Origin of the sequence: Senegalia massiliensis, assembly GCF_900626135.1 — a bacterium.
GTDB lineage: Bacteria > Bacillota > Clostridia > Tissierellales > SIT17 > Anaeromonas > Anaeromonas massiliensis.
On record NZ_LR130785.1, the window covers coordinates 1,773,197 to 1,793,600 of the forward strand.

Annotated in this window: 22 protein-coding genes; 1 reads left to right on the plus strand and 21 read right to left on the minus strand. The window is 25.5% G+C overall.

Annotated features, from left to right (window positions below; all coding sequences use genetic code 11):
* The 9 genes from ytfJ to E0D94_RS08955 form a co-directional block, all read right to left on the minus strand.
* Window positions 1-423 carry a GerW family sporulation protein gene (gene ytfJ, locus E0D94_RS08915; protein ID WP_130807120.1) on the minus strand — a complete coding sequence of 141 codons (423 nt, stop codon included), beginning with the start codon at window positions 421-423 and terminating at the stop codon, window positions 1-3.
* Between the two features lie 3 nt (window positions 424-426).
* Window positions 427-1,026 (minus strand): hypothetical protein, encoded by a 600-nt coding sequence (locus tag E0D94_RS08920; RefSeq protein ID WP_130807121.1) that lies wholly within the window; start codon window positions 1,024-1,026, stop codon window positions 427-429.
* 50 nt (window positions 1,027-1,076) lie between these two features.
* Window positions 1,077-1,613, minus strand: a complete 537-nt coding sequence (scpB, locus tag E0D94_RS08925) for an SMC-Scp complex subunit ScpB (protein ID WP_207289685.1) — start codon at window positions 1,611-1,613, stop codon at window positions 1,077-1,079.
* A 4-nt stretch (window positions 1,614-1,617) separates the two neighbouring features.
* Complete coding sequence (locus E0D94_RS08930) at window positions 1,618-2,352, minus strand: segregation and condensation protein A (RefSeq protein ID WP_130807122.1); 735 nt, start codon at window positions 2,350-2,352, stop codon at window positions 1,618-1,620.
* 273 nt (window positions 2,353-2,625) lie between these two features.
* The gene (locus E0D94_RS08935; RefSeq protein ID WP_130807123.1) at window positions 2,626-3,783 is read right to left on the minus strand and encodes a D-alanyl-D-alanine carboxypeptidase family protein; all 1,158 of its coding nucleotides are present in this window, start codon (window positions 3,781-3,783) and stop codon (window positions 2,626-2,628) included.
* A gap of 86 nt (window positions 3,784-3,869) precedes the next feature.
* Window positions 3,870-5,195 (minus strand): pyrimidine-nucleoside phosphorylase, encoded by a 1,326-nt coding sequence (locus E0D94_RS08940; RefSeq protein WP_130807124.1) that lies wholly within the window; start codon window positions 5,193-5,195, stop codon window positions 3,870-3,872.
* 114 nt (window positions 5,196-5,309) lie between these two features.
* Window positions 5,310-6,200 carry a site-specific tyrosine recombinase XerD gene (gene xerD, locus E0D94_RS08945; RefSeq protein ID WP_130807125.1) on the minus strand — a complete coding sequence of 297 codons (891 nt, stop codon included), beginning with the start codon at window positions 6,198-6,200 and terminating at the stop codon, window positions 5,310-5,312.
* 309 nt (window positions 6,201-6,509) lie between these two features.
* A complete protein-coding gene (gene spoIIM, locus E0D94_RS08950; RefSeq protein WP_130807126.1) occupies window positions 6,510-7,127 on the minus strand; it encodes a stage II sporulation protein M in 618 nt (205 codons plus the stop codon).
* A gap of 62 nt (window positions 7,128-7,189) precedes the next feature.
* Entirely contained in the window at window positions 7,190-7,735 is a 546-nt protein-coding gene (locus E0D94_RS08955) for an NUDIX hydrolase (protein ID WP_130807127.1), read from the minus strand.
* A 102-nt stretch (window positions 7,736-7,837) separates the two neighbouring features.
* On the opposite strand from E0D94_RS08955, the gene E0D94_RS15110 reads away from it, so the two are divergent.
* Window positions 7,838-7,969, plus strand: a complete 132-nt coding sequence (locus E0D94_RS15110; protein ID WP_278044688.1) for a hypothetical protein — start codon at window positions 7,838-7,840, stop codon at window positions 7,967-7,969.
* Window positions 7,970-8,031: 62 nt separating this feature from the next.
* Here E0D94_RS15110 and spo0A read toward each other — a convergent pair whose 3' ends face one another.
* From spo0A to nusB, 12 genes are all read right to left on the minus strand, one after another.
* On the minus strand, window positions 8,032-8,841 hold the full coding sequence (gene spo0A / locus E0D94_RS08960) for a sporulation transcription factor Spo0A (RefSeq protein ID WP_130807128.1): 810 nt from the start codon (window positions 8,839-8,841) through the stop codon (window positions 8,032-8,034).
* A 110-nt stretch (window positions 8,842-8,951) separates the two neighbouring features.
* Window positions 8,952-10,292, minus strand: a complete 1,341-nt coding sequence (gene spoIVB / locus E0D94_RS08965) for a SpoIVB peptidase (protein ID WP_130807129.1) — start codon at window positions 10,290-10,292, stop codon at window positions 8,952-8,954.
* Between the two features lie 168 nt (window positions 10,293-10,460).
* On the minus strand, window positions 10,461-12,152 hold the full coding sequence (recN, locus tag E0D94_RS08970) for a DNA repair protein RecN (RefSeq protein WP_130807130.1): 1,692 nt from the start codon (window positions 12,150-12,152) through the stop codon (window positions 10,461-10,463).
* Between the two features lie 13 nt (window positions 12,153-12,165).
* Complete coding sequence (locus E0D94_RS08975; RefSeq protein WP_130807131.1) at window positions 12,166-12,618, minus strand: arginine repressor; 453 nt, start codon at window positions 12,616-12,618, stop codon at window positions 12,166-12,168.
* A gap of 11 nt (window positions 12,619-12,629) precedes the next feature.
* Window positions 12,630-13,430: a TlyA family RNA methyltransferase gene (locus tag E0D94_RS08980; RefSeq protein WP_130807132.1), complete on the minus strand. Its 801-nt coding sequence runs from the start codon at window positions 13,428-13,430 to the stop codon at window positions 12,630-12,632.
* A 12-nt stretch (window positions 13,431-13,442) separates the two neighbouring features.
* Window positions 13,443-15,311 carry a 1-deoxy-D-xylulose-5-phosphate synthase gene (gene dxs, locus E0D94_RS08985; protein WP_130807133.1) on the minus strand — a complete coding sequence of 623 codons (1,869 nt, stop codon included), beginning with the start codon at window positions 15,309-15,311 and terminating at the stop codon, window positions 13,443-13,445.
* A gap of 23 nt (window positions 15,312-15,334) precedes the next feature.
* Complete coding sequence (locus E0D94_RS08990; RefSeq protein WP_242620502.1) at window positions 15,335-15,907, minus strand: hypothetical protein; 573 nt, start codon at window positions 15,905-15,907, stop codon at window positions 15,335-15,337.
* Window positions 15,908-16,592: 685 nt separating this feature from the next.
* Window positions 16,593-17,483 (minus strand): polyprenyl synthetase family protein, encoded by an 891-nt coding sequence (locus tag E0D94_RS08995; protein ID WP_130807134.1) that lies wholly within the window; start codon window positions 17,481-17,483, stop codon window positions 16,593-16,595.
* A gap of 11 nt (window positions 17,484-17,494) precedes the next feature.
* Window positions 17,495-17,731 (minus strand): exodeoxyribonuclease VII small subunit, encoded by a 237-nt coding sequence (xseB, locus tag E0D94_RS09000; RefSeq protein ID WP_130807135.1) that lies wholly within the window; start codon window positions 17,729-17,731, stop codon window positions 17,495-17,497.
* Window positions 17,732-18,946: an exodeoxyribonuclease VII large subunit gene (gene xseA / locus E0D94_RS09005; RefSeq protein WP_130807136.1), complete on the minus strand. Its 1,215-nt coding sequence runs from the start codon at window positions 18,944-18,946 to the stop codon at window positions 17,732-17,734.
* Window positions 18,937-19,896, minus strand: coding sequence for an O-sialoglycoprotein endopeptidase (locus E0D94_RS09010; protein ID WP_130807137.1), 960 nt, complete (start codon window positions 19,894-19,896; stop codon window positions 18,937-18,939). Before E0D94_RS09010 ends, xseA begins: the two co-directional genes overlap by 10 nt.
* Window positions 19,889-20,293: a transcription antitermination factor NusB gene (gene nusB / locus E0D94_RS09015; RefSeq protein WP_130807138.1), complete on the minus strand. Its 405-nt coding sequence runs from the start codon at window positions 20,291-20,293 to the stop codon at window positions 19,889-19,891. Before nusB ends, E0D94_RS09010 begins: the two co-directional genes overlap by 8 nt.
* Window positions 20,294-20,404: the final 111 nt, after the last annotated feature.

Genomic DNA, 20,404 nt, shown 5'->3' on the forward strand with positions numbered 1-20,404 from the left:
TTAATTTTTTTCACTATCCATATTTTTGTTGTTTTTAGATTTATCTTTAAATGAACTGCTTACTTTTGGCAAAAGCTCCAATATACTATTTATTATATTACTACCTTGGTCTACAGGTAGTAATTTCATTTTACCATTTCCTGCAACTATGAAAGCTACAGGTTGAACTGATACACCAGCACCTGATCCGCCACCAAAAGGCATTTTAGAATTTGTATTTTCAGTTTCTTTTGTAGATATGTTTTTTTCTCTCCTAAATTCACTCCCACCAGATGCAAATCCCAATGAAACTTTAGATATTGGTATAATAACTAATCCATCGGGAGTTTCAACTGGTTCCCCTACTATAGTATTCACATCTACCATTTCTTTAAGTGATTCCATTGTTGAATTCATTAATCCTTCAATAGGATGATTATCCATAAGTTATTCACCACCTTTTATCTTTAATGACAATATTAATTTAATCATATAAATGACTTTAATTTTTATTAGACAATTAAAGTCAAATTCAAGAATATTTCTATTGTAAATAGTGTTTACTAAATAATTTGAATTTATTATATAAAATTTAGAATCTAAATAATAAAATAAATTAGAATATAAAAAATATACTAATCCATTTAAAATAGCACTAGTAAATGCATCTTTATTACCTATATTTGTAGTTAATAGTATATTATCTATTCTTATATACTTTTTAGTTTGGTTATATAATATTGAATTGTTTTTACTTTTAAAAATTTTTTTAATATTATATAATTCATCATCTAATTTAAATTGTTTTTTCTTTTCATTTAATGTTTGTTTATATAATATTAGTTCTTGATAAAACTCAATATAAATACTATTATTTTTTATTTTAAAATATAAATTTGAAATGTTTATTATAAAAATTTCAAATTTATAAATACTAATAATAACTTTTATTTTATTAACACTATTATTTCTAGATACTATTATGTTAATTGATAATGAAATATTTAATAAAATTATTATTAATATAAAAAATAATAAAAAATACAAGTTTATCACCCCATTTTATTATTTTGCGTATATAAAAAGAAAATAATACATTAAAATGTATTATTTTCTTCTAATATAACATCTTTTAATTTAGGTAACTCACTTATATCTTTTAATCCAAAATGCCTCAAAAAATTATCTGTAGTTCCATAAATGATGGGTTTTCCTGTTCTATCAAGTCTTCCTTTTTCTTCTACTAAGCCTTTGTCTATAAGTGTAGAGATAGATTTATCACATTTAACTCCTCTAATATTTTCAATTTCTACCCTAGTTATTGGTTGCTTATAAGAGATTATAGATAATGTTTCAAGAGCTGCATTTGATAAACCTTTATTAGTTTTCTCTGGCATTAATTTTTTTATATAATCATAATGTATAGGTCTTGTAGTAAGTTGATAGTTGTTTTTTATTTTTATTATTTGTAAACCTCGTCTATTATAATCAAATTCATTTATCATTTCTTCCATTATGTTTTTTATCTTATTTTTATCTATTTCAAGTATTTTATGTAGAGAATCAATAGATAGAGGTTCTCCCCATATATAAAGCACGCCTTCAATTATTCCTTTAATCTGTATTTTATCCATATAATCACCTGTGTTTTCTTCTTATACTTATATCTGTAAAATTATTTTCTTGAATTATATCTATTTTTTTTAATTTAAGCAATTCTAATATTGAAACAAATATTGCAACAATATTTGTTCTAGTTAAGTTATCTTCAAATAAATTAGTGAATTCTATTTGCTCTATATTATCTAATTTATTCTGTACAAATTTCATTGCCTGTTCAATACTCATTTCTTCTTTTTTTATTTCATGAAATTTCAAATCATCTTTTTTAAAATTAGTATTTTTTAACACCTTATCAAATGCTTTTACTAAATTATTTAAATCTATTCCTTCAATTGTTATCTCTTCATCTTCAGAATATGAAATTTCTTCCTTAGGCTTATAAAAAACTTTACCATGTATATCAAACTTATTTTTCAATTCATTTGCAGCATTTTTATATTTTTTATAAATTATTAGTCTTTCTATAAGTTCCTCTCGGGGATCTATACCTTCCATTTCCATTTGATCATCTTTAATATTATTTTTGGGCAATAACATTTTAGACTTTATTTCTAATAAAGTTGCTGCCATAACTAAAAATTCACTTGTTACCTCTAAATCTAACTCTTGCATTTTAGATATAAATTCTATATATTGCTCAGCAATTTTAGCAATAGAAACATCGTAAATATCTACTTCTGATTTTTCTATAAGATGATACAACAAGTCAAATGGTCCTTCAAAACTTTCCAGTGTAATATTATATTTCATATTAATTGCTCCTATCAATTACGCTACTACCTTAATTAAATTGTTATAATAAAATTATTAAAGGTAGTAAATGTTTTAAATCAATTTTAAAAAAAGTAAAAACAATAACTTAAATGATCTAGTATAATATTATATCATATAAAAACAAATTTAATCCTAATTATATAGTTAATCTATGTATTAATTCATAAAATGTAATTTTGAATAATAAAAAAGCTAAATATATTTTATAATTTATATATTAAAATTACAAATATATTTAGCATAGTTAAATTATTTGGTTGTTAAATTTTTAAATAACTTAGAGAACACATTTAAAATATTAGCTTTTTTTATATCTTTATCAATAATTAATTCTTCCTTTAACAATATTTCACCTTCAGATTTTACAATTATCTCTCCTACTTTATCACCTTTTTTTATAGGAGCTTTAACTGTATCTAATATTTTAATTTCTTTCTTTATATCACTTTTATTATCTTTTTTTATAAGTATATCTATATCATCTTTAACTTTTATTTTTGCGTATTCTTTTTTCCCTTTTTCTATTGATATCTTATCTATTATATCTCCTTTTTTATTAAGAGATTTAGATTTATAATTAGAAAATCCATAATCAAGCAATTTTTTTGAATCCTCATTTCTAATCTTTGAAGATTTAGACCCTAATATTACACTTATAAAAGTAGTGTTATCTTTAGTTGCTGAAGCAGCTAAACAATATCCTGCATTTTGGGTAAATCCAGTTTTAATACCATTTGCACCAGGATAGAACCGAATAAGTTTATTTGTATTGACAAGATCCTGAGTAACATCTCTATCTTTTCCAACTTTTATGGAAGTAGTCCACATTGAAAGCCATTTATGAACTATTTCATGTTTTAAAAGTTCTCTTCCCATAAGAGCAATATCATATGCAGTAGTTAAATGTTCCTCATCTGGTAAACCAGTAAGATTTTTGAACTTTGTATTTTTCATATTTAATTGTTTTGCTTTTTTATTCATCATTTCTAAAAACAACTCTTCACTTCCCGCAATATATTCACCCATAGCAACAGAAGCATCATTTGCAGATCTTAAACAAATAGCCTTAAATAGTTCTTCTACTGTATTAGTTCCTCCTGCTTCTAAATATACTTGACTTCCTCCCATACTAGCAGCATTTTCACTTATTAAAACTTCATCATCTAGATTTATTTTTTCACTTTCTAATGCTTCACTTGCTAAAATTAAAACCATAATTTTAGTTATACTAGCAGGCTCTAGTTTCTTATTAGGATTTTTTTCATATATTACTGTACCCGATTTAAAATCCATAAGTATAGCAGCTTTCCCATCAACTTCAAAAGGTTCCATAGCATAAATATTAAATGGCAATACTGATACTATTATAAATAATATTAATAATATATTTAAGATTTTTTTAATCATAAAAATCCTCCTCGTATAATTATATTTTCCATGTAGTTTATTATTATACGAAAAAAACTACTAATACTAATTAGTAGTTTTTCGATTTATATCTTTTTAATTCCATCTTTATCAACAGTACCATAAATTATTTTCTTTTTACCTATTTTTTCAGATGAAATTTTTATAATTTTTTCAAGTCTATTTAATGCCTCATTAAGTTTATCTTTATCGTTTCCATGTAAATATGCAATTATTTCGCCTTTTTTAATTTTTTCAAATTTCTTTCTATTTAGTACTATACCTGCAGACATATCTATTTTACTTTCTATTGTCTTTCTTCCAGCACCTAACAAAAGTGCACATCTGCCAATCTCTTCTGCATTCATTTCTGAAATATATCCAGATTTTTCAGCTTTAAAGTGCATAATATTGCTTGATTTTGGTAGTAAATCTAGATTTTCAATTTGTTCTACATTACCACCTTGATTTTTAATAAATTGTTTAAATTTATTAAAGGCACTTCCATCTTCTATTTTGCTTATTAAAAGTTTTTTTCCTTCTTCAATATTTTCAACTTTTTTGCCTAATAATAGCAATCTAGAACCTAATGAAAGACAAAGCTCAAGCAAATCTTCTGGACCATCTCCTTTTAATGTTTGTACTGCTTCTTTTACTTCAAGTGCATTACCTATTGCATATCCTAAAGGTTCATCCATGTCAGATATTACAGCCATGGTATCTCTATTCATGCCATTCCCTATATCTACCATTTCTTGCGCTAATTCAAAAGCATTTTCTAAGGTTTTCATAAAAGCTCCACTACCTACTTTAACATCAAGTACAATTGCATCAGAACCTGATGCTAACTTTTTACTCATAATACTACTAGCAATAAGAGATATATTATCTACAGTTGCAGTAACATCTCTTAATGCATATAATTTTTTATCAGCAGGCGCTATATTAGAAGTTTGACCAGCAACAGCTAACTTAATATCATTTACATTCTTAATAAATTCATCTTTACTAAGATTAATTGAAAAATTTTCAATTGATTCTAATTTATCTAATGTACCCCCAGTGTGACCTAATCCTCTTCCTGACATTTTAGCAACAGGCAAATTACATGCAGCAACCATAGGTGCTAATACAAGAGTAGTTTTATCACCTACTCCTCCTGTGCTATGTTTATCAACTTTTATTCCATTTATAGAAGAAAGATCTATTTCCTCTCCTGATTTTAACATTGCATTAGTTAAGTTTAAAGTTTCAGTCTTATTCATTTTATTAAAAAATATAGCCATAAGCAAAGCAGATGCTTGATAATCAGGTATATTTCCTTCAGTATAATTTTCTACAAAATATTTGATATCTTCACTAGTTAATTCATTTCCATCTCTTTTTTTCTTTATAATCTCATACATATCCATTATTTCGATACCTCCTATGAATTATCTTATATGTAAAGTAAAATGAAATTTATTTAACTTTATATTTACCCATAATATTAAATAATATTGTTGTTAAACAAAGAAATTATTATATTATGCTCTTGGATGTGCTTTCTTATAAACTTCATTTAGCCTTTTATTATCTGTATTGGCATATATTTGAGTAGAAGATATATCAGCATGTCCTAATAAAGTTTGTACAGATTTTAAATCAGCTCCATTTTCAAGTAAATGGGCAGCAAATGAATGTCTTAATATACGAGGAGTTATCTTTTTATCTATACATGCTTTATTTTTATAATATTTTATTATTTTCCAAAATCCTTGTCTTGTTAGTGGGTTACCATTGTAATTTAAAAATAAAAAACTTTGTTCTTTATCTTTTACTAACTTTCTTCTAAACTCATTTAAATATAATTTTAATGAACTTACAGCAATATTACCAATAGGTATTACCCTTTCATTTGTAAACTCTTTAGATGTCATAACTAATCCTAAATCTAAATCTACATCTTCTATCTTTAATTTTAATAATTCACTAACTTTTAAACCTGTTGCATAAAGTAATTCTAGCATTGCTTTATCTCTGATTCCTTTAGTTGTTGATATATTTGGCTGTTCTAAAAATATATCAACTTCTTTTAAGGTTAAAGTCTCAGGGACTCTTTTATTTTTCTTAGGTGATTTCAAGTTCAACGTAGGGTCTTTTTTAATTAAGTTTTTATTTAATAAGTATTGATAAAATGCTCTTATAGATGCTAATCTACGAGATATTGTTGAGGAAGCTCTTCCTTTCCTTTCTAAATAAAGCATATATGTAATTATACTAGTTTGTGAAATTTCTGTTAAGTCTTCTGTTATATCATTTTCATTTAAATAATTAATAAATTGATTTAAGTCTCTTGTATAACATTCTATTGTATTTTGAGATAGTTCTTTATCCCATTTTATATAGTCTATAAATTCTGTCGTTAATATATTCATTTCATACTCCTTAAATGGATTTAGAATCCTTTATTTTTATATTCTACATTAATATTTAAAATCCTTTATTTTAAATATTAAAATAAAAATATATTATTTTCTTAAAATAATATATTGAATTAATCTTTATATACCTATATGAAAAAACTAATATAGAGTTAGATGGAGGCGGCTCATTTATACTGTTGATATATCTATATTCTTCTATAAATATTTTAATAATAACTAATAATATTAATATTATTAGTACTATTTTTATTTTTTTTGAAAAATTATATTTCATAAATTATCTACTCCTTTTTAAAAAGATTATAAGATTATCTTAATAAGATAAGGAGTAATATAAGCTTCTATTAATCCAGAAAACAAAAAAGCAATTAATGACAAAAAAACAAAGAACGAAAATCTAAAAGCTTCTTTTAACATATTTTCTCTTTGTGATTTTTTTCTGTTTTTTATGAAATTAATGCTATAAATTGTTGATAAAGAAGATACTATAATAAGCCCGGGTATTATAAATATATTAGGAGGAATTAAAGTTAAAAAAGATAATAAAAAACCTTTAAATCCAAAATTATCAATCATAAACCCAATTGTGAATCCAATTGTAAATCCTCTTAATAAAATAATTGTAAAAGTAATAGGGATTCCTATTACAACTATACCCATTAGCCAAATAATGATGGTAGTCTTAATATTATTCATAATCGAATCTTTAAGTAATATAGTATTTTGTACTTCTTCATTTTCAATAATATCAAAAAAATTATTTAAAAAACTATATAAATTACTTGTTTGTGATTCAGACATTATTTTTATAGTAATAACACCAGCAGATATTCCTATCATTATTGTAATTATAATTGATAAATAAACAAAAATATTTTTCTTAAAGTGTTTTATGAATTCATTTTTAAAATTAGACAATTAAAAATCCTCCTTTATACAAGCTATACAAAATATTATGCTTTTAAGGAGGATTTTATTACTTATTCATTTTTACTAGCAAATGTAGCGTTAATCATTTGAATACCAATAATTGTTTTAGCATCACTTATTTCTCCAATTTGAACCATATGGAGTAATTCATCCAATGAATATGTCTTTACATCAATATATTCATCAATATCTGGAGTAGCAATCCCTTGTTCTAACTCTCTAGCAAAAAATAAATGAATTTTCTCATTACAAAATCCTGGTGAAGTATAAAACTCAGTCATATATTCATATTTATTAGCTGTCAGACCAGTTTCTTCTTTTAATTCTCTAATAGCACATTCTTTAGGCTCTTCTCCAATCTCTATTTTACCTGCAGGTAATTCAAGAATTTCTTTGTCAATAGATTTTCTATATTGATTAACCAAATATATTTTATTATCTGAAGTTATAGGAACAATACATACGGCACCAGGATGTTCTACAATTTCTCTTTTTGAGTATTTTTTATCTGGTAATTCAACAGTATCTATTCTTAAATTTAATACTTTCCCTTCATATACTTTTTCAGATTTCATAGTTCTCTCAATATAACTCATCAAAAACCTCCTAAAATAATAAGAATATTTTATAGGTACTTACATATACTTAACTATATTATATATTTTTTTTCGAATTTGTAAAGCTTGGAGGATGTTAACATGTATAAAACATTTACTGATAAACATTTATTATTAATTGGTAATATTGATGAAATAAGCAAAAAACTTAAATATTATTCTTTTAAATTTCAAACTTTAGGTGAATTAATGTCTTATTTAAATAAACCTTAATATCACTTATGATAAAATTTATTATGATACAACTAACTAAAAAGAACACTTGTTCTTTTTAGTTAGTTGGTCCTTTCTAATCTTAATTTATCTGCCACCATTGCTATAAATTCACTATTAGTAGGTTTTCCTTTATTATTTTGAACAGTATATCCAAATAAATTGTTTATAGTATCTATTTTTCCTCTGCTCCATGCTACTTCAATTGCATGTCTTATTGCTCTTTCAACTCTACTTGGAGTTGTATTAAATTTTTTTGCTATTTCAGGATATAATTCTTTTGTTACAGCACTTAATAAATCTATTCTTTCTACTACCATGCCTATAGCTTCCCTCAAATATAAATATCCTTTTATATGAGCAGGAACCCCAATTTCGTGTATTATATTAGTGATATTAGCTTCTAAGGTTTTAGTTTTATTATAGGTAGTTCTATTTATTATTCCATTTGCTTTATTACTATTTATATTCCTTTTATTTGTTTCTCCCATACCACCATTTAATTGTCTAATCCTTTTCATAAAAACTTCAAAATCAAAAGGCTTTACAACATAATAATCTGCACCTAAACTTATTGCTCTTTGAGTTATTTTATCTTCACCTACTGCAGATAATACTATAATTTTAGGATACTTATCTAGATTAATAGAGTTTAGTTTTTCCAAAACTCCTAACCCATCTAAATGTGGCATTATAATATCTAGTACTAATACATCTGGAATCTTATTTGAGATTAAGTCTAATGCTTCTAATCCATCATTTGCTATTCCACTAACATTTACATCATCTTGTGTAGATAAATATTCATTCAGTATATTACAAAAATCTTTATTATCATCTGCAATCAATATATCGATCTTAGAATTGTTCATTTAAATTCCCCCCATTATTTTCTAATTTAATCCTTGTATATTATTTCGACAAAACTATGATAATTCCTTTTTATTTTTAATATTTTTATCTTATTTTTTTCTTACATTTTTCAACAAAAAAAATAAGGGAAATCCCTTATTTTTTGCATTCCTATGTCGTTTTTTAATATTCCTGATTCTTCTAACATCCATTCAATATATAATCCATAACCTTTAGTTGGATCATTTACAAACACATGGGTTATAGCACCAATTATTTTACCATCTTGTATTATAGGACTTCCACTCATTCCCTGAACAATTCCACCAGTTTTTGACAAAAGTTTTTTATCTGTTATTTTTATTGTCATACTTTTTGGTGCAATATTAGCTTGTGTTTCTTTTTTTACTATTTCTACTTCATATTTATTAACATCTTTATTTCCAATAGTACTTAATATATATGCTTTTCCTTTTTTCACTTCATGTTGTAATGCTATCGGTATTGAATCTTTGTAATATGAATTATTCATTTCTTTATTTATAGTACCGTATATACCTAAAGATGTATTTTTTTCTATATTACCTAATAAATTTTGAGATTCAAAAAACATACCCTTTAATTCACCAGGATGACCTTTAGTCCCCTGCTCAATTGAAGAAATGCTTGCTTCAAGTATCTCTCCTCCACTTATATTCATTAATTTACCAGTATCAATATCAGAAATTCCATGACCTAATGCTGCAAATTTTTTAGTTTTTTTATCATAAAAAGTTAAAGTTCCTATTCCTGCTGTTTTATCTCTTACCCAAAGACCGATTCTGTATATTCCGTCTTCTTTACTTTTTATAGGGACTATATGTTTAATTAGTTCTTCTTCATTTCTTTTAATTTTTAATTTAATTTTACTATCTTGAATATCATTTAATAAATCTATTACATGATAAGAATCTTTAACTTTAATATCGTTTATTTCCAATATTGAATCTCCTATTTTTAAACCTGATTCTATACCTGGAGTGTGATTTTCTCCATCTTTTCCTTTAATATCTGATAATGCTACAATTAATACACCTTCTGTCTTTAACTTTACTCCTATAGATTGACCACCCGGTTGCAGTTTAATTCTATCCATAATATTTACTTGTACTGTTTTTACAGGAAATAAACCTAATAATTCAATATTAAGATTTGTACTTCCAATTTTTTTGCTTTTTAAACTATATCTATTACTAGTGTTGAATTTTGAATTATTTTTATTGTTTTCTATTCTTAATATATTATTTTTAGAATTTAATTTATTATTAATAGTAAATGGCAACAATAAATTAATATCTTTTTTGCCACCTTCAAAAATATTTACTTCTGATGGAATTTTATATAAATTCACTATTTGTAATAAATATATACTACAAGTTAATAAGATTATATAGAATAATAATTTTCTTTTGTTTAATTTGTTAGAATCCAAAGATACCACTCTCCAAATTCCACATTTCAAATTTTCTTCTATAATTTATTTTTCATCTTCTATATTAATTTGAGCTTATTACACTATAAATATTCTATATAATAATTTATTTAAATGTTAAGATATGATTTGTTTTTATAAAAAAAAGAAGTATTTAAAATACTTCTTTTACTTGTATTTTTTTGACATTTTAATCATTTCTTCAGCATGAAGTCGTGTTGTATCTGTAAGATTTACGCCTCCAAGTAATCTAGAAAGTTCTTCTATTTTAGATTTATAATCTAATCTATTAACTACAGTTCTAACATTCCCATTGTCTTCTATTTTATTTATTAAATAATGTGAATCTGACATAGCTGCTATTTGAGGTAAATGAGTTATACAAAGAACTTGATGATTTCTAGATATATTTACTATTTTTTCTCCAACTATTTGTGCAGTTCTTCCACTAATACCAGTATCAATTTCATCAAAAATCATAGTTGAAATATTGTCAACTCCTACAATTATTGATTTAAAAGCTAACATTATTCTTGACATTTCTCCTCCGGAAACTATTTTTGATAATTTTCTAAGAGGCTCTCCTAAATTTGTAGCTATTAAAAATTCAACTTTATCAATCCCATTTATATTTGGAGTATTTAATATTTCATGATTAACTTTAAATTTTATATTTTTCATATTAAGATTATATAATTCATCTATCATTTTCTTCTCAAAAGTTTTTATAACTTTAATTCTTTTTTTTGATAAAATTTTTGATTCATTTAAAATTTTTATATTTAATTGTTCAATATCTGATTTCAATATATTTATTTGTTTTTCATTGTTAATAATTATATTAAGTTCTTCTTCTATATTATCTCTATACTCTAAAATTTCATCTATGGTATTTCCATATTTTCTTTTTAATTTATTTATTAATTCCATTCTTTCTTCTAAAATAGATAGTTTTTCAACATCATAATCTATATTTTCATAATAATTTCTTATATCTCTTGTTAAATCTTGAATTTGATATATTATTTCATTTATATTTTTTTCATATTCTTTAATATTATTATCAAATTTAGAAATATTATTTAACATGTTTGAAACTTTATTTAATTCATCAATAACTGATGAATTATTATAATCATCAGAATCTAAAATTGTATGGACAGAATTTAACTTTTTTGCTATTTCTTCTAAGTTAGATAATTTTGTATATTTATTTATAAGTTCATTTTCCTCATCTAATTTTAAACTTCCAGAATTTATTTCATCTAACTGAAATTTCAATAAATCAATTTTTCTTTCTCTTTCCTTTTCATCAGTAACAATTTTTGATAGTTTGTTTTTTAATTCGTTTAATTGTATATACTCTCTACGAATTTCTTTTTTATGCAAAATTAAATCCTTATCTCCTAATAAATCAATAAGTTCAATATGATTTTCTGAATTTAAAAGTGATTGATGTTCATGTTGTCCATAAATATCAACTAAAGAGCTTGTTATCTTTCTTAACATATTTAAAGTTATAGTATGTCCATTAACTCTAGAAAAGCTTCTACCATTTTTATGAATTTCTCTTGTTATTAAAAGAGTATCATCTAATTCATATTGTATACCATAACTGCCTAGTAATTTTTTTACATGACTTGGATTTTCTAAGTAAAATAATGCTTCAATTATAGATTTATCTTGTCCAACTTTTATAAAGTCCTTATTTGATCTATCACCTAAAATAAGTCCTACTGCATCAATTATTATTGATTTACCTGCTCCTGTTTCACCAGTTAAAACATTGAACCCTTTTGTAAAGGAAATCTTTAAATCATTAATTATAGCAAAATTCTTAATATTTAGCTCTAAAATCATAATTATTCCTCCGCTATTCCAACATTTTATAGAATATATCTAATATATCATCAATTTTATCTACATCTGTAATAGCAACAAATAAAGTGTCATCACCAGCAATTGTCCCTATTATTTCCTTGACATTTAAATTATCAATAGCAGAAGCTGATATTTGTGCTGCTCCAGGTATTGTTTTTAATACTAATATATGACCTGCTACTTTTATTGAAACTATAGAATTTTTAAAAATATTAACTAATCTTTCTGTTATTCCATCCTGATTTTGTCCAATAGCAGCATATTTATATTTACCAGTTTTAGACATAACTTTTACAAGTCTTAATTCTTTTATATCTCTTGATACTGTTGCTTGTGTCACTTCAATACCAGATTCTCTTAAAAATTTAGCTAATTCTTCTTGTGTTTCTATTTCATTATGATTTATTAAATCAATTATTTTACTTTGTCTAACATATTTTTTCATGTGTTGCCCCCTCAATCATTACTACTATGAGAATTATTTATGATCTCTTTTATTTTTTTATCTATATCAAATGTAGGATTAGAAGTACTAATTAATGCTAAAAATTCTATATTACCTCTTGATCCTTTTATTGGAGAATAATCAATATCTACTAAGTTAAGTTTCGTAGTTTTTAAAAAGTCTTTTATAGTATTTACTGCTTTTAAATGATATTTTTTATCTTTGACAATAGCTTTCTTACCTAAAAACTCCCTTCCAATTTCAAATTGAGGTTTAATTAAGGCAACTATCTTTCCATCATTCTTTAATAATTTTTCAGCTACATTTAAAATCTTAGTTATTGAAATAAATGATACATCAATAGAGATAAAATCAATGTCATCCTGTATCTTATTTAAATCTAAGTACCTTATATTTATATTCTCCATATTAATTACTTTAGAATTATTAATTAATTTTTCATCAAGTTGAGAATGTCCTACATCTATAGAATATACCTTTTTTATTCCATTTTGAAGCATACAATCAGTAAAACCGCCTGTAGATGCCCCCATATCTATTGCAATTTTATTCTTTAAATCAATATTAAAAGCGCTTATTGCCTTTTCCAGTTTATAACCTGCTCGACTAACATATTTTAGTGGTTCATCTGTTAGTTCTAAATTAGCATTCATAGGAACTTTCATTGATGCTTTTTTTATAAAAGTTCCATTATATTTAACAATGTTTTTTGATATGGCTTTCTGAGCTAATTCTCTGCTTTTAACTAACCCTTTCTCTTTTAACAAAATATCTATACGTTTAAGTTCCATTATTAACACCTATTATTTAATATAGTTTAAAATAGTTTCAAATATACTATTAGAATCTAGTTTGTATTTTTCAAACAGTTTATCTGTATCACCGTGTTCAATAAATTTGTCAGGTAAACCAATGTTTAATACTTTACCTCTATAATTACTTTTAATTAAAGTTCGATTTACAGTTGTTCCAAGACCACCATTTATAACATTATCTTCTACAGTTATAATTAATTTATATTTGTTAGAAAGTTTTCGAATTAAGTTTTCATCAATTGGTTTCAAAAATCTTATATTTATAAGTGTAGGGTTAATATTTTTGTTATTTAATTTAATACATGCTTCATAACTTATCTCTACCATTTTTCCAATTGATATAATTGCAATATCTTTCCCTTCTATAATCGTCTCACCTTTACCTAAAATTAATTCATTATTTGTAGTTAATTCATTTTTTACTACGCTTATTCCCCTAGGATATCTTAAAGCAATAGGACCTTCCTCATATTCGCTACTAAATTCTATCATTTTTTCTAGTTCAAGTTTGTCCTTTGGAGCCATTATTATAAGATTAGGTATATGACTTAAATAAGAAAAATCAAAAACACCATGATGTGTCTCACCATCATTTCCAACAAGTCCACCTCTATCAATAGCAAATACCACAGGTAAGTTTTGTAAAGCTACATCATGTACTATTTGATCATAACCTCTTTGTAAAAATGTAGAATATACAGCAAAAAAAGGTTTCAATCCTTGAGATGCAAGTCCTGCAGCAAGTGTTACAGCATGCTGTTCTGCTATACCTACATCAATAAACTTTTGAGGTAGCTTCTCTTTAAATTTATCTAATCCAGTTCCTGAAGGCATAGCTGCAGTTATAGCAACAACATTCTTATTTTTTAGAGCAATCTCATATAATTTATCTCCAAATACTTGAGAATACTTAATTCCTTTAGTTTTTTTCAAAGCTTTACCCGTATCTAAATTAAATGCTGAAGTTCCATGAAATTTATCAGGGTTTTGTTCAGCATATTTATATCCTTTTCCCTTCTTTGTACGTACATGAACAATAACTGGCCCATTTACTCTCTTCGCTCTATTCAAAGTTTTAATAAGAGATTGTATGTTATGACCATCAATAGGACCAAGATAAGTGAAGCCTAATTCTTCAAAAAGTACTCCTGGGACAACAAAATATTTAAAACTATCCTTAGCTTTTTCTGCTGTTCTTACCATAGTTTTACCTATAGCAGGGATACTATTCAATATATTCTCAAAATCATCTTTCATCCTTCCATAAGTTGGTGCTGTTCTAATTCTATCAAGATATTTAGATAAGCCTCCAACGTTTTCAGATATGGACATTTCATTGTCATTTAATATTACTATCATTTTACTTTTAATATCACCAGCATGATTTAAAGCTTCAAATGCCATCCCAGCTGTCATAGAGCCATCACCTATAATTGAAACAATATCATGTTTTTCTCCTTTTATATCTCTTGCTATTGCCATACCAAGACCTGCAGATATTGAAGTAGAACTATGTCCAGTTTCAAAAGTATCATGAGAAGACTCACATCTTTTTGGAAAACCACTTAATCCATCAAGTTGCCTTATGCTTGATAATTGCTTTTTTCTTCCAGTCAAAATCTTATGTATATAAGATTGATGTCCTACATCCCAAATAATCTTATCTTTAGGACTATTGAATACTTTATGAATTGCAATAGTAAGCTCAACAACTCCTAAATTAGAAGCTACATGCCCACCGGTTTTTGAAATATTATCTAGTAAATACTTTCTAATTTCACTACTTAATATATTTAATTCAGAATTATTTAGTTTTTTTAAATCTGATATACAATCTACCTTTTCTAAAACATTCATATAAAGGTCACTCACCTTCTCTTTTATTTGTCTAGGATTTTTAAGTTTAATTTATTATCAAAAAACATTACAACTTTTCCAGTATAATACATTATATTTTTAGAATAATTTATAGCTATTTCTTTACCAATAGCTTTACCGCCTACAGTTAAAGAAGCAATAAATCCACTCATTACAACACTTAATGTTGTTAATTCTTTTATATCATAAAAATTAGTTATCTTAAATACTATTATAGCTCCTGCAGCACCACTTATTATCCCACATATATCTCCAATTACATCATTACAAAAGTTAGAAACCACCCCTGCATTCTTAATTAATTTTATAGAATATCTTGCAGCTTTATTGTTTTGAGCAGCCATAGAATGAAATGGCTTTTCTCTAGCAGCAGCAACAGCTATTCCAATAGTATCAAAGAAAACACCTAATAAAATAATAAATATCAATGTTATAAAAGCAAATAATATATTAAAGTTTCTCATTACGTTTTCTGCTAATAAACTTACTGCTATGGCAAGAAAAAATGTCCATATAGTGATAATTATAATCCATTTATAATTTGTTTTAGCTTTCAATTTTTTTGATTTCGACAAAATATACCTCCATAATCTTTATACTGTCAGCTTTATTTAAATATATATTTAAATAAAGCTGACAGCACAAAAGCTATCAGCTTTAGAATGGTAGTATTTTGAGTAAATTTTGCGGCTTGAGGTCTGGCAGGATTTCCCGATTGAGAGCTGCATGTCGCCATAACAGAGGTTTCCCTTTAATCTCATCCTATCTTATTCGATAGAGCCAGATTGCCATTTAGTCCGCACTGCAATCCTCAACATACTTACAAAGAACAGTCTAGGAGTTTTCCTCAACAGTCATGCCAATCCCTAGCCTCTTTTGCAAAATAGGTTTCAATAGCAATGCTACTCCTTTTTAGGGCCCCTCAAATTCATAACTACAACTATTATCTCCCTATTTCACTCAAGGCAGGCTACACTGCACATAGCTTTCACCACATTGCAGGTTATCCTAATATTAGGTCTCCACGGAGGCAGGGTCAACGCCCACATGCCATTGTGGATCGCCCCATCCTCCTTAACTCCCAGAAATGACCCCTGACTGGGCGTCACAAGCCATAACCAGGAACTTCATCGATATGCCCTTTGACGGATTTTTAGCCCCGCCTTCAAAATTGGCTGCTCTGACTAGAATACTGCACCATTCATAGCAAATTTATTATATCACATGAGTTTTTAATATACAAATATTAAAAACTCATGTTTAATTTACTCTTTTAGTTAGGTATTCTGCTAAGTCCATGAAAAAAATAGATTCATCTGATTCTATTTTTTTCATAATTTCAATAGCTTTTTCTTTATACATATTTAAATCAGATTTAGATTTTTCCATTCCATAAATAGAGACATAAGTGCTTTTTTTCTTCTCTATATCACTTCCAATATCTTTTCCTAAAATATTCTTATCTCCTACTATATCTAATATATCATCTTTTATTTGAAATGATATTCCAATATATTCACTATATTTTTTCAAAATATTTATTTGTTCTGTATTTGCACCACCTATAGTAGCACCTGCAATTATAGAAGCTTCTATTAATTTTGAAGTTTTATATTTATGAATAAAATTCAATGTTTTATAATCAATTTGTTTTTTTTCTGATATTATATCAACTACTTGTCCGCCTATCATACCTTTATATCCAGATGCTTTAGAAATTACATTCATTGCATTAATATATTCTTTTGAATAGTCATTTGCTATTACTTCATCTATCATTACTTCATAAGCATGATTTAGAAGAGCATCTCCTGCTAATATAGCAATTGATTCATCATATACTTTATGATTAGTAAGTTGTCCTCGTCGATAATCATCATCATCCATAGCTGGTAAATCATCATGTATCAATGAATAGGTATGTATCATCTCCATAGCAATTGAAAATTTTATTGCTGATTTTATATTTCCACCAAATAACTCACAACTCTTAATTAAAAGTATCGGTCTCAACCTTTTTCCACCTGATAATAAACTATATCTCATTGACTCAACAATTTTTTGTTGAGGTAAATCTAAGTCATTTAATACTTTTTTCAATTCATTTTCAACAATGTTTTTATATTTTTCTAACTCATTATAAAAATCCAAATTTCTCCCACCTATTCTATGTTTTCAAAGTCAGTTTCTTTTATGTTTTTATCGCTGTCTTCTAATATTAGTTTTATTTTCCCTTCTGTTTCTTCAATTTTTTTATAACAATGTTTATATAAATCAATACCTTTTTTAAATTCATCTAAAGCACTATCAATTGTTATATCTCCTTTTTCTAACCTTTCAATTATATTATCCAATTCATCTATAGCTTCTTCAAATTTTAATTCATTATAATTAATCACTTAAAATTCCTCCTTTAATAGAGATTTTATTACTTTAGCTTTTATTTGACCATCTTTAAAGTTGATTTTTATTATATCTCCAACATTCATATTTTTAACAGATTTCAATACATTATTTTGATTATCTTCAACATAAGAAAAACCTCTATCTAATACATTTAATGGATTAAGTGAGTTTAACTTTTGTCTCATATTATCTAATTTTACCTTTTTATCCTTCAAAATGTTATCTTTAGCAACTAATAATTTCCTTAGTTCAAAGTCTAACGTTTGCTTATATTGATCAATATAATAAATTGGTTCAGTGAAAATTCTAGTTTTTTTATAATAATTTAATTCACTTTTTTTACTTTCTATAAATCTATTTATAGAACTATTTAAATTTTTATTTAAATTCTCAAGTCTTTGTTCTATAAAATTTATATCTTCCACCGCTAATTCACCTGCAGAAGAAGGAGTAGGTGCTCTTAAGTCTGAAACAAAATCAGAAATAGTAAAATCTGTTTCATGACCTACTGCTGATATAATTGGAATTTTAGAATTATATATAGCCCTTGCAACATCTTCTTCATTAAATGACCATAATTCTTCTATAGATCCTCCACCTCTACCTATTATTATAGTATCTATATCGTTTCTAGAATTAAAATATTTTATACCTCTACATATTTCATCTTTAGAATATATACCTTGAACATGGACAGAATATATTAAAATATTTATATTAGGATTTCTCCTTTTAATAACAGTTATTATATCCTTTACTGCTGCACCAGTAGAAGAAGTTATAACCCCTATATTTTTAGGCATAGTATTTATTTCTTTTTTATAAATAGCCTCAAATAATCTTTCATATTCTAACGTCTTCTTTAATTTTTCATATTTTATATACAAGTCTCCTATTCCATCACGCTTCATTTCTTTTACATATAATTGATAACAACCATCTCTCTCATATATAGAAATATATCCTTCAGCTATTACTTTCATACCATCTTCCAATTCAAAGGGAAGTGATTTATTGTCTCCATTAAACATTATGCATTTAAGCCTACTTCTATTATCTTTTAACGTAAAATACATATGCCCACTATAATGATGTTTGAAGTTTGAAACTTCCCCTTCAATCTTTATCTTATTTAATATAGGATCACTAGATATTATTTGTTTTATATAAGAAGTAAGTTCTGAAACTTTTAATGGTTTTAATTCCATTCGTTCACCTCCATAGCTTTTTTAGTGAGCAGTGCTATACCAACTCCATTATCAGTTGATAAATTTAGATTTGAAAAATAAATATTTGTATTAGAATTGTTTTTGAGTTTTAAGTTCTCTCTTAAATAATTATTTGATGCTACTCCTCCTACAATAATTATTTTATTTATATCTTTATGCTGTTTTAATATATTAATTAATACCCCTTCTAAGGATTTTTCAATACATTTTAATACAGACTTTGCAATATCTCCATCTTTATATCTTTTTTCTGATATAGCTCTCAAAAAGAAAGTCTCTGGGCCAGAAAAGTTTATCCAATTGTTTGAAAAACTAATAGGAATTTGAGAAATTAAATTTCCTTTTGCTGAAATTAAATCTAATGTTTCTCCACTAGGGAACTCTAATCCCATAGCTACACCTACTCTATCAATTAATTTTCCAGCACTTATATCTTTAGTCCCTCCAATTATACTGGTAATATATCTTTCTCTATTCCTTTCAGTCAATAATATTTCAGTAGTTCCACCTGAAATATGCACTACAATAATTTTTTTCTCTTCAATATATTTATTATATAACCCTGCCTCTATATGACCTTCTTGATGACTAAAACAAAATGATTTTAAACCTAAAACACTTGAAAGAAAACTACCGTAACTCTTAGAAACATTAAATACTGGCATATAAGACCCTTCTACATTTCTAGGCTTATCAGTATATCCTACTGATATAATATCTTTTATATTTATTTTATCTTTAACAATATCCATTAACATGGGAATATTATTAATATGTTGAAATACAGCTTCTTGCTGTCTTAACCCTCTAGTATCTTTTTTTACTTTTAATATTTTTTTTAAATTCAAAATAATATTAAAATCTCTATCTACTACTCCTATAGAAGTAGTATATGCACTTGTATCAATTCCAAGATAATATTTATTCATTTTCTTTTCTCACAAAACTTCCAAGAACTCCATTTATAAATTTACTCGATTCCTCCGAACTATATTTTTTACTTATTTCTATAGATTCATTTATGGAAACTTGTGTAGGTATATCTTCCCTAAACATTATTTCATAAATTGATATCCTAAGTATAGACAAATCAACTTTTGATAATCTTTCCTTTTTCCAACCTTTAATATATTTTTCTATTTTTTCATCGATTAATTTTAAATTATCTTGTATATTGTCTATAGTGCTTTCAATATATACTTTTTCATCTTCTGTGAAATTATTATTTTCAAAAAATATCTTTACTATTTCTTCATCAAATGTTTTATTCAATTCTAGTTGATATAACAATTTCATTGTAGCTTCTCTAGCATTTCTTCTTCCCATTGTTTTCACTCCTAAATTACCTTATAAATTTAATTTTATTGTTTTATAATAATATGTATTAAAATAATAACCAATATTAATGCAAATTAACCCTCTACTTTAGTGAGGGTT

What these genes read in the sequence shown, in the direction of transcription:
- E0D94_RS15110 (WP_278044688.1), top strand. Translation starts at nt 7,838, where the DNA reads ATGTATAAAACATTTACTGATAAACATTTATTATTAATTGGTAATATT.
- nusB (WP_130807138.1), bottom strand. Translation starts at nt 20,293, where the DNA reads ATGGGAAGAAGAAATGCTAGAGAAGCTACAATGAAATTGTTATATCAA.
- xerD (WP_130807125.1), bottom strand. Translation starts at nt 6,200, where the DNA reads ATGAATATATTAACGACAGAATTTATAGACTATATAAAATGGGATAAA.
- E0D94_RS08935 (WP_130807123.1), bottom strand. Translation starts at nt 3,783, where the DNA reads ATGATTAAAAAAATCTTAAATATATTATTAATATTATTTATAATAGTA.
- ytfJ (WP_130807120.1), bottom strand. Translation starts at nt 423, where the DNA reads ATGGATAATCATCCTATTGAAGGATTAATGAATTCAACAATGGAATCA.
- recN (WP_130807130.1), bottom strand. Translation starts at nt 12,152, where the DNA reads ATGATTTTAGAGCTAAATATTAAGAATTTTGCTATAATTAATGATTTA.
- E0D94_RS08975 (WP_130807131.1), bottom strand. Translation starts at nt 12,618, where the DNA reads ATGAAAAAATATGTTAGACAAAGTAAAATAATTGATTTAATAAATCAT.
- scpB (WP_207289685.1), bottom strand. Translation starts at nt 1,613, where the DNA reads ATGGATAAAATACAGATTAAAGGAATAATTGAAGGCGTGCTTTATATA.
- E0D94_RS09010 (WP_130807137.1), bottom strand. Translation starts at nt 19,896, where the DNA reads ATGAATAAATATTATCTTGGAATTGATACAAGTGCATATACTACTTCT.
- E0D94_RS08940 (WP_130807124.1), bottom strand. Translation starts at nt 5,195, where the DNA reads ATGGATATGTATGAGATTATAAAGAAAAAAAGAGATGGAAATGAATTA.
- E0D94_RS08980 (WP_130807132.1), bottom strand. Translation starts at nt 13,430, where the DNA reads ATGGAACTTAAACGTATAGATATTTTGTTAAAAGAGAAAGGGTTAGTT.
- spo0A (WP_130807128.1), bottom strand. Translation starts at nt 8,841, where the DNA reads ATGAACAATTCTAAGATCGATATATTGATTGCAGATGATAATAAAGAT.
- xseA (WP_130807136.1), bottom strand. Translation starts at nt 18,946, where the DNA reads ATGGAATTAAAACCATTAAAAGTTTCAGAACTTACTTCTTATATAAAA.
- dxs (WP_130807133.1), bottom strand. Translation starts at nt 15,311, where the DNA reads ATGAATGTTTTAGAAAAGGTAGATTGTATATCAGATTTAAAAAAACTA.
- E0D94_RS08930 (WP_130807122.1), bottom strand. Translation starts at nt 2,352, where the DNA reads ATGAAATATAATATTACACTGGAAAGTTTTGAAGGACCATTTGACTTG.
- E0D94_RS08955 (WP_130807127.1), bottom strand. Translation starts at nt 7,735, where the DNA reads ATGAGTTATATTGAGAGAACTATGAAATCTGAAAAAGTATATGAAGGG.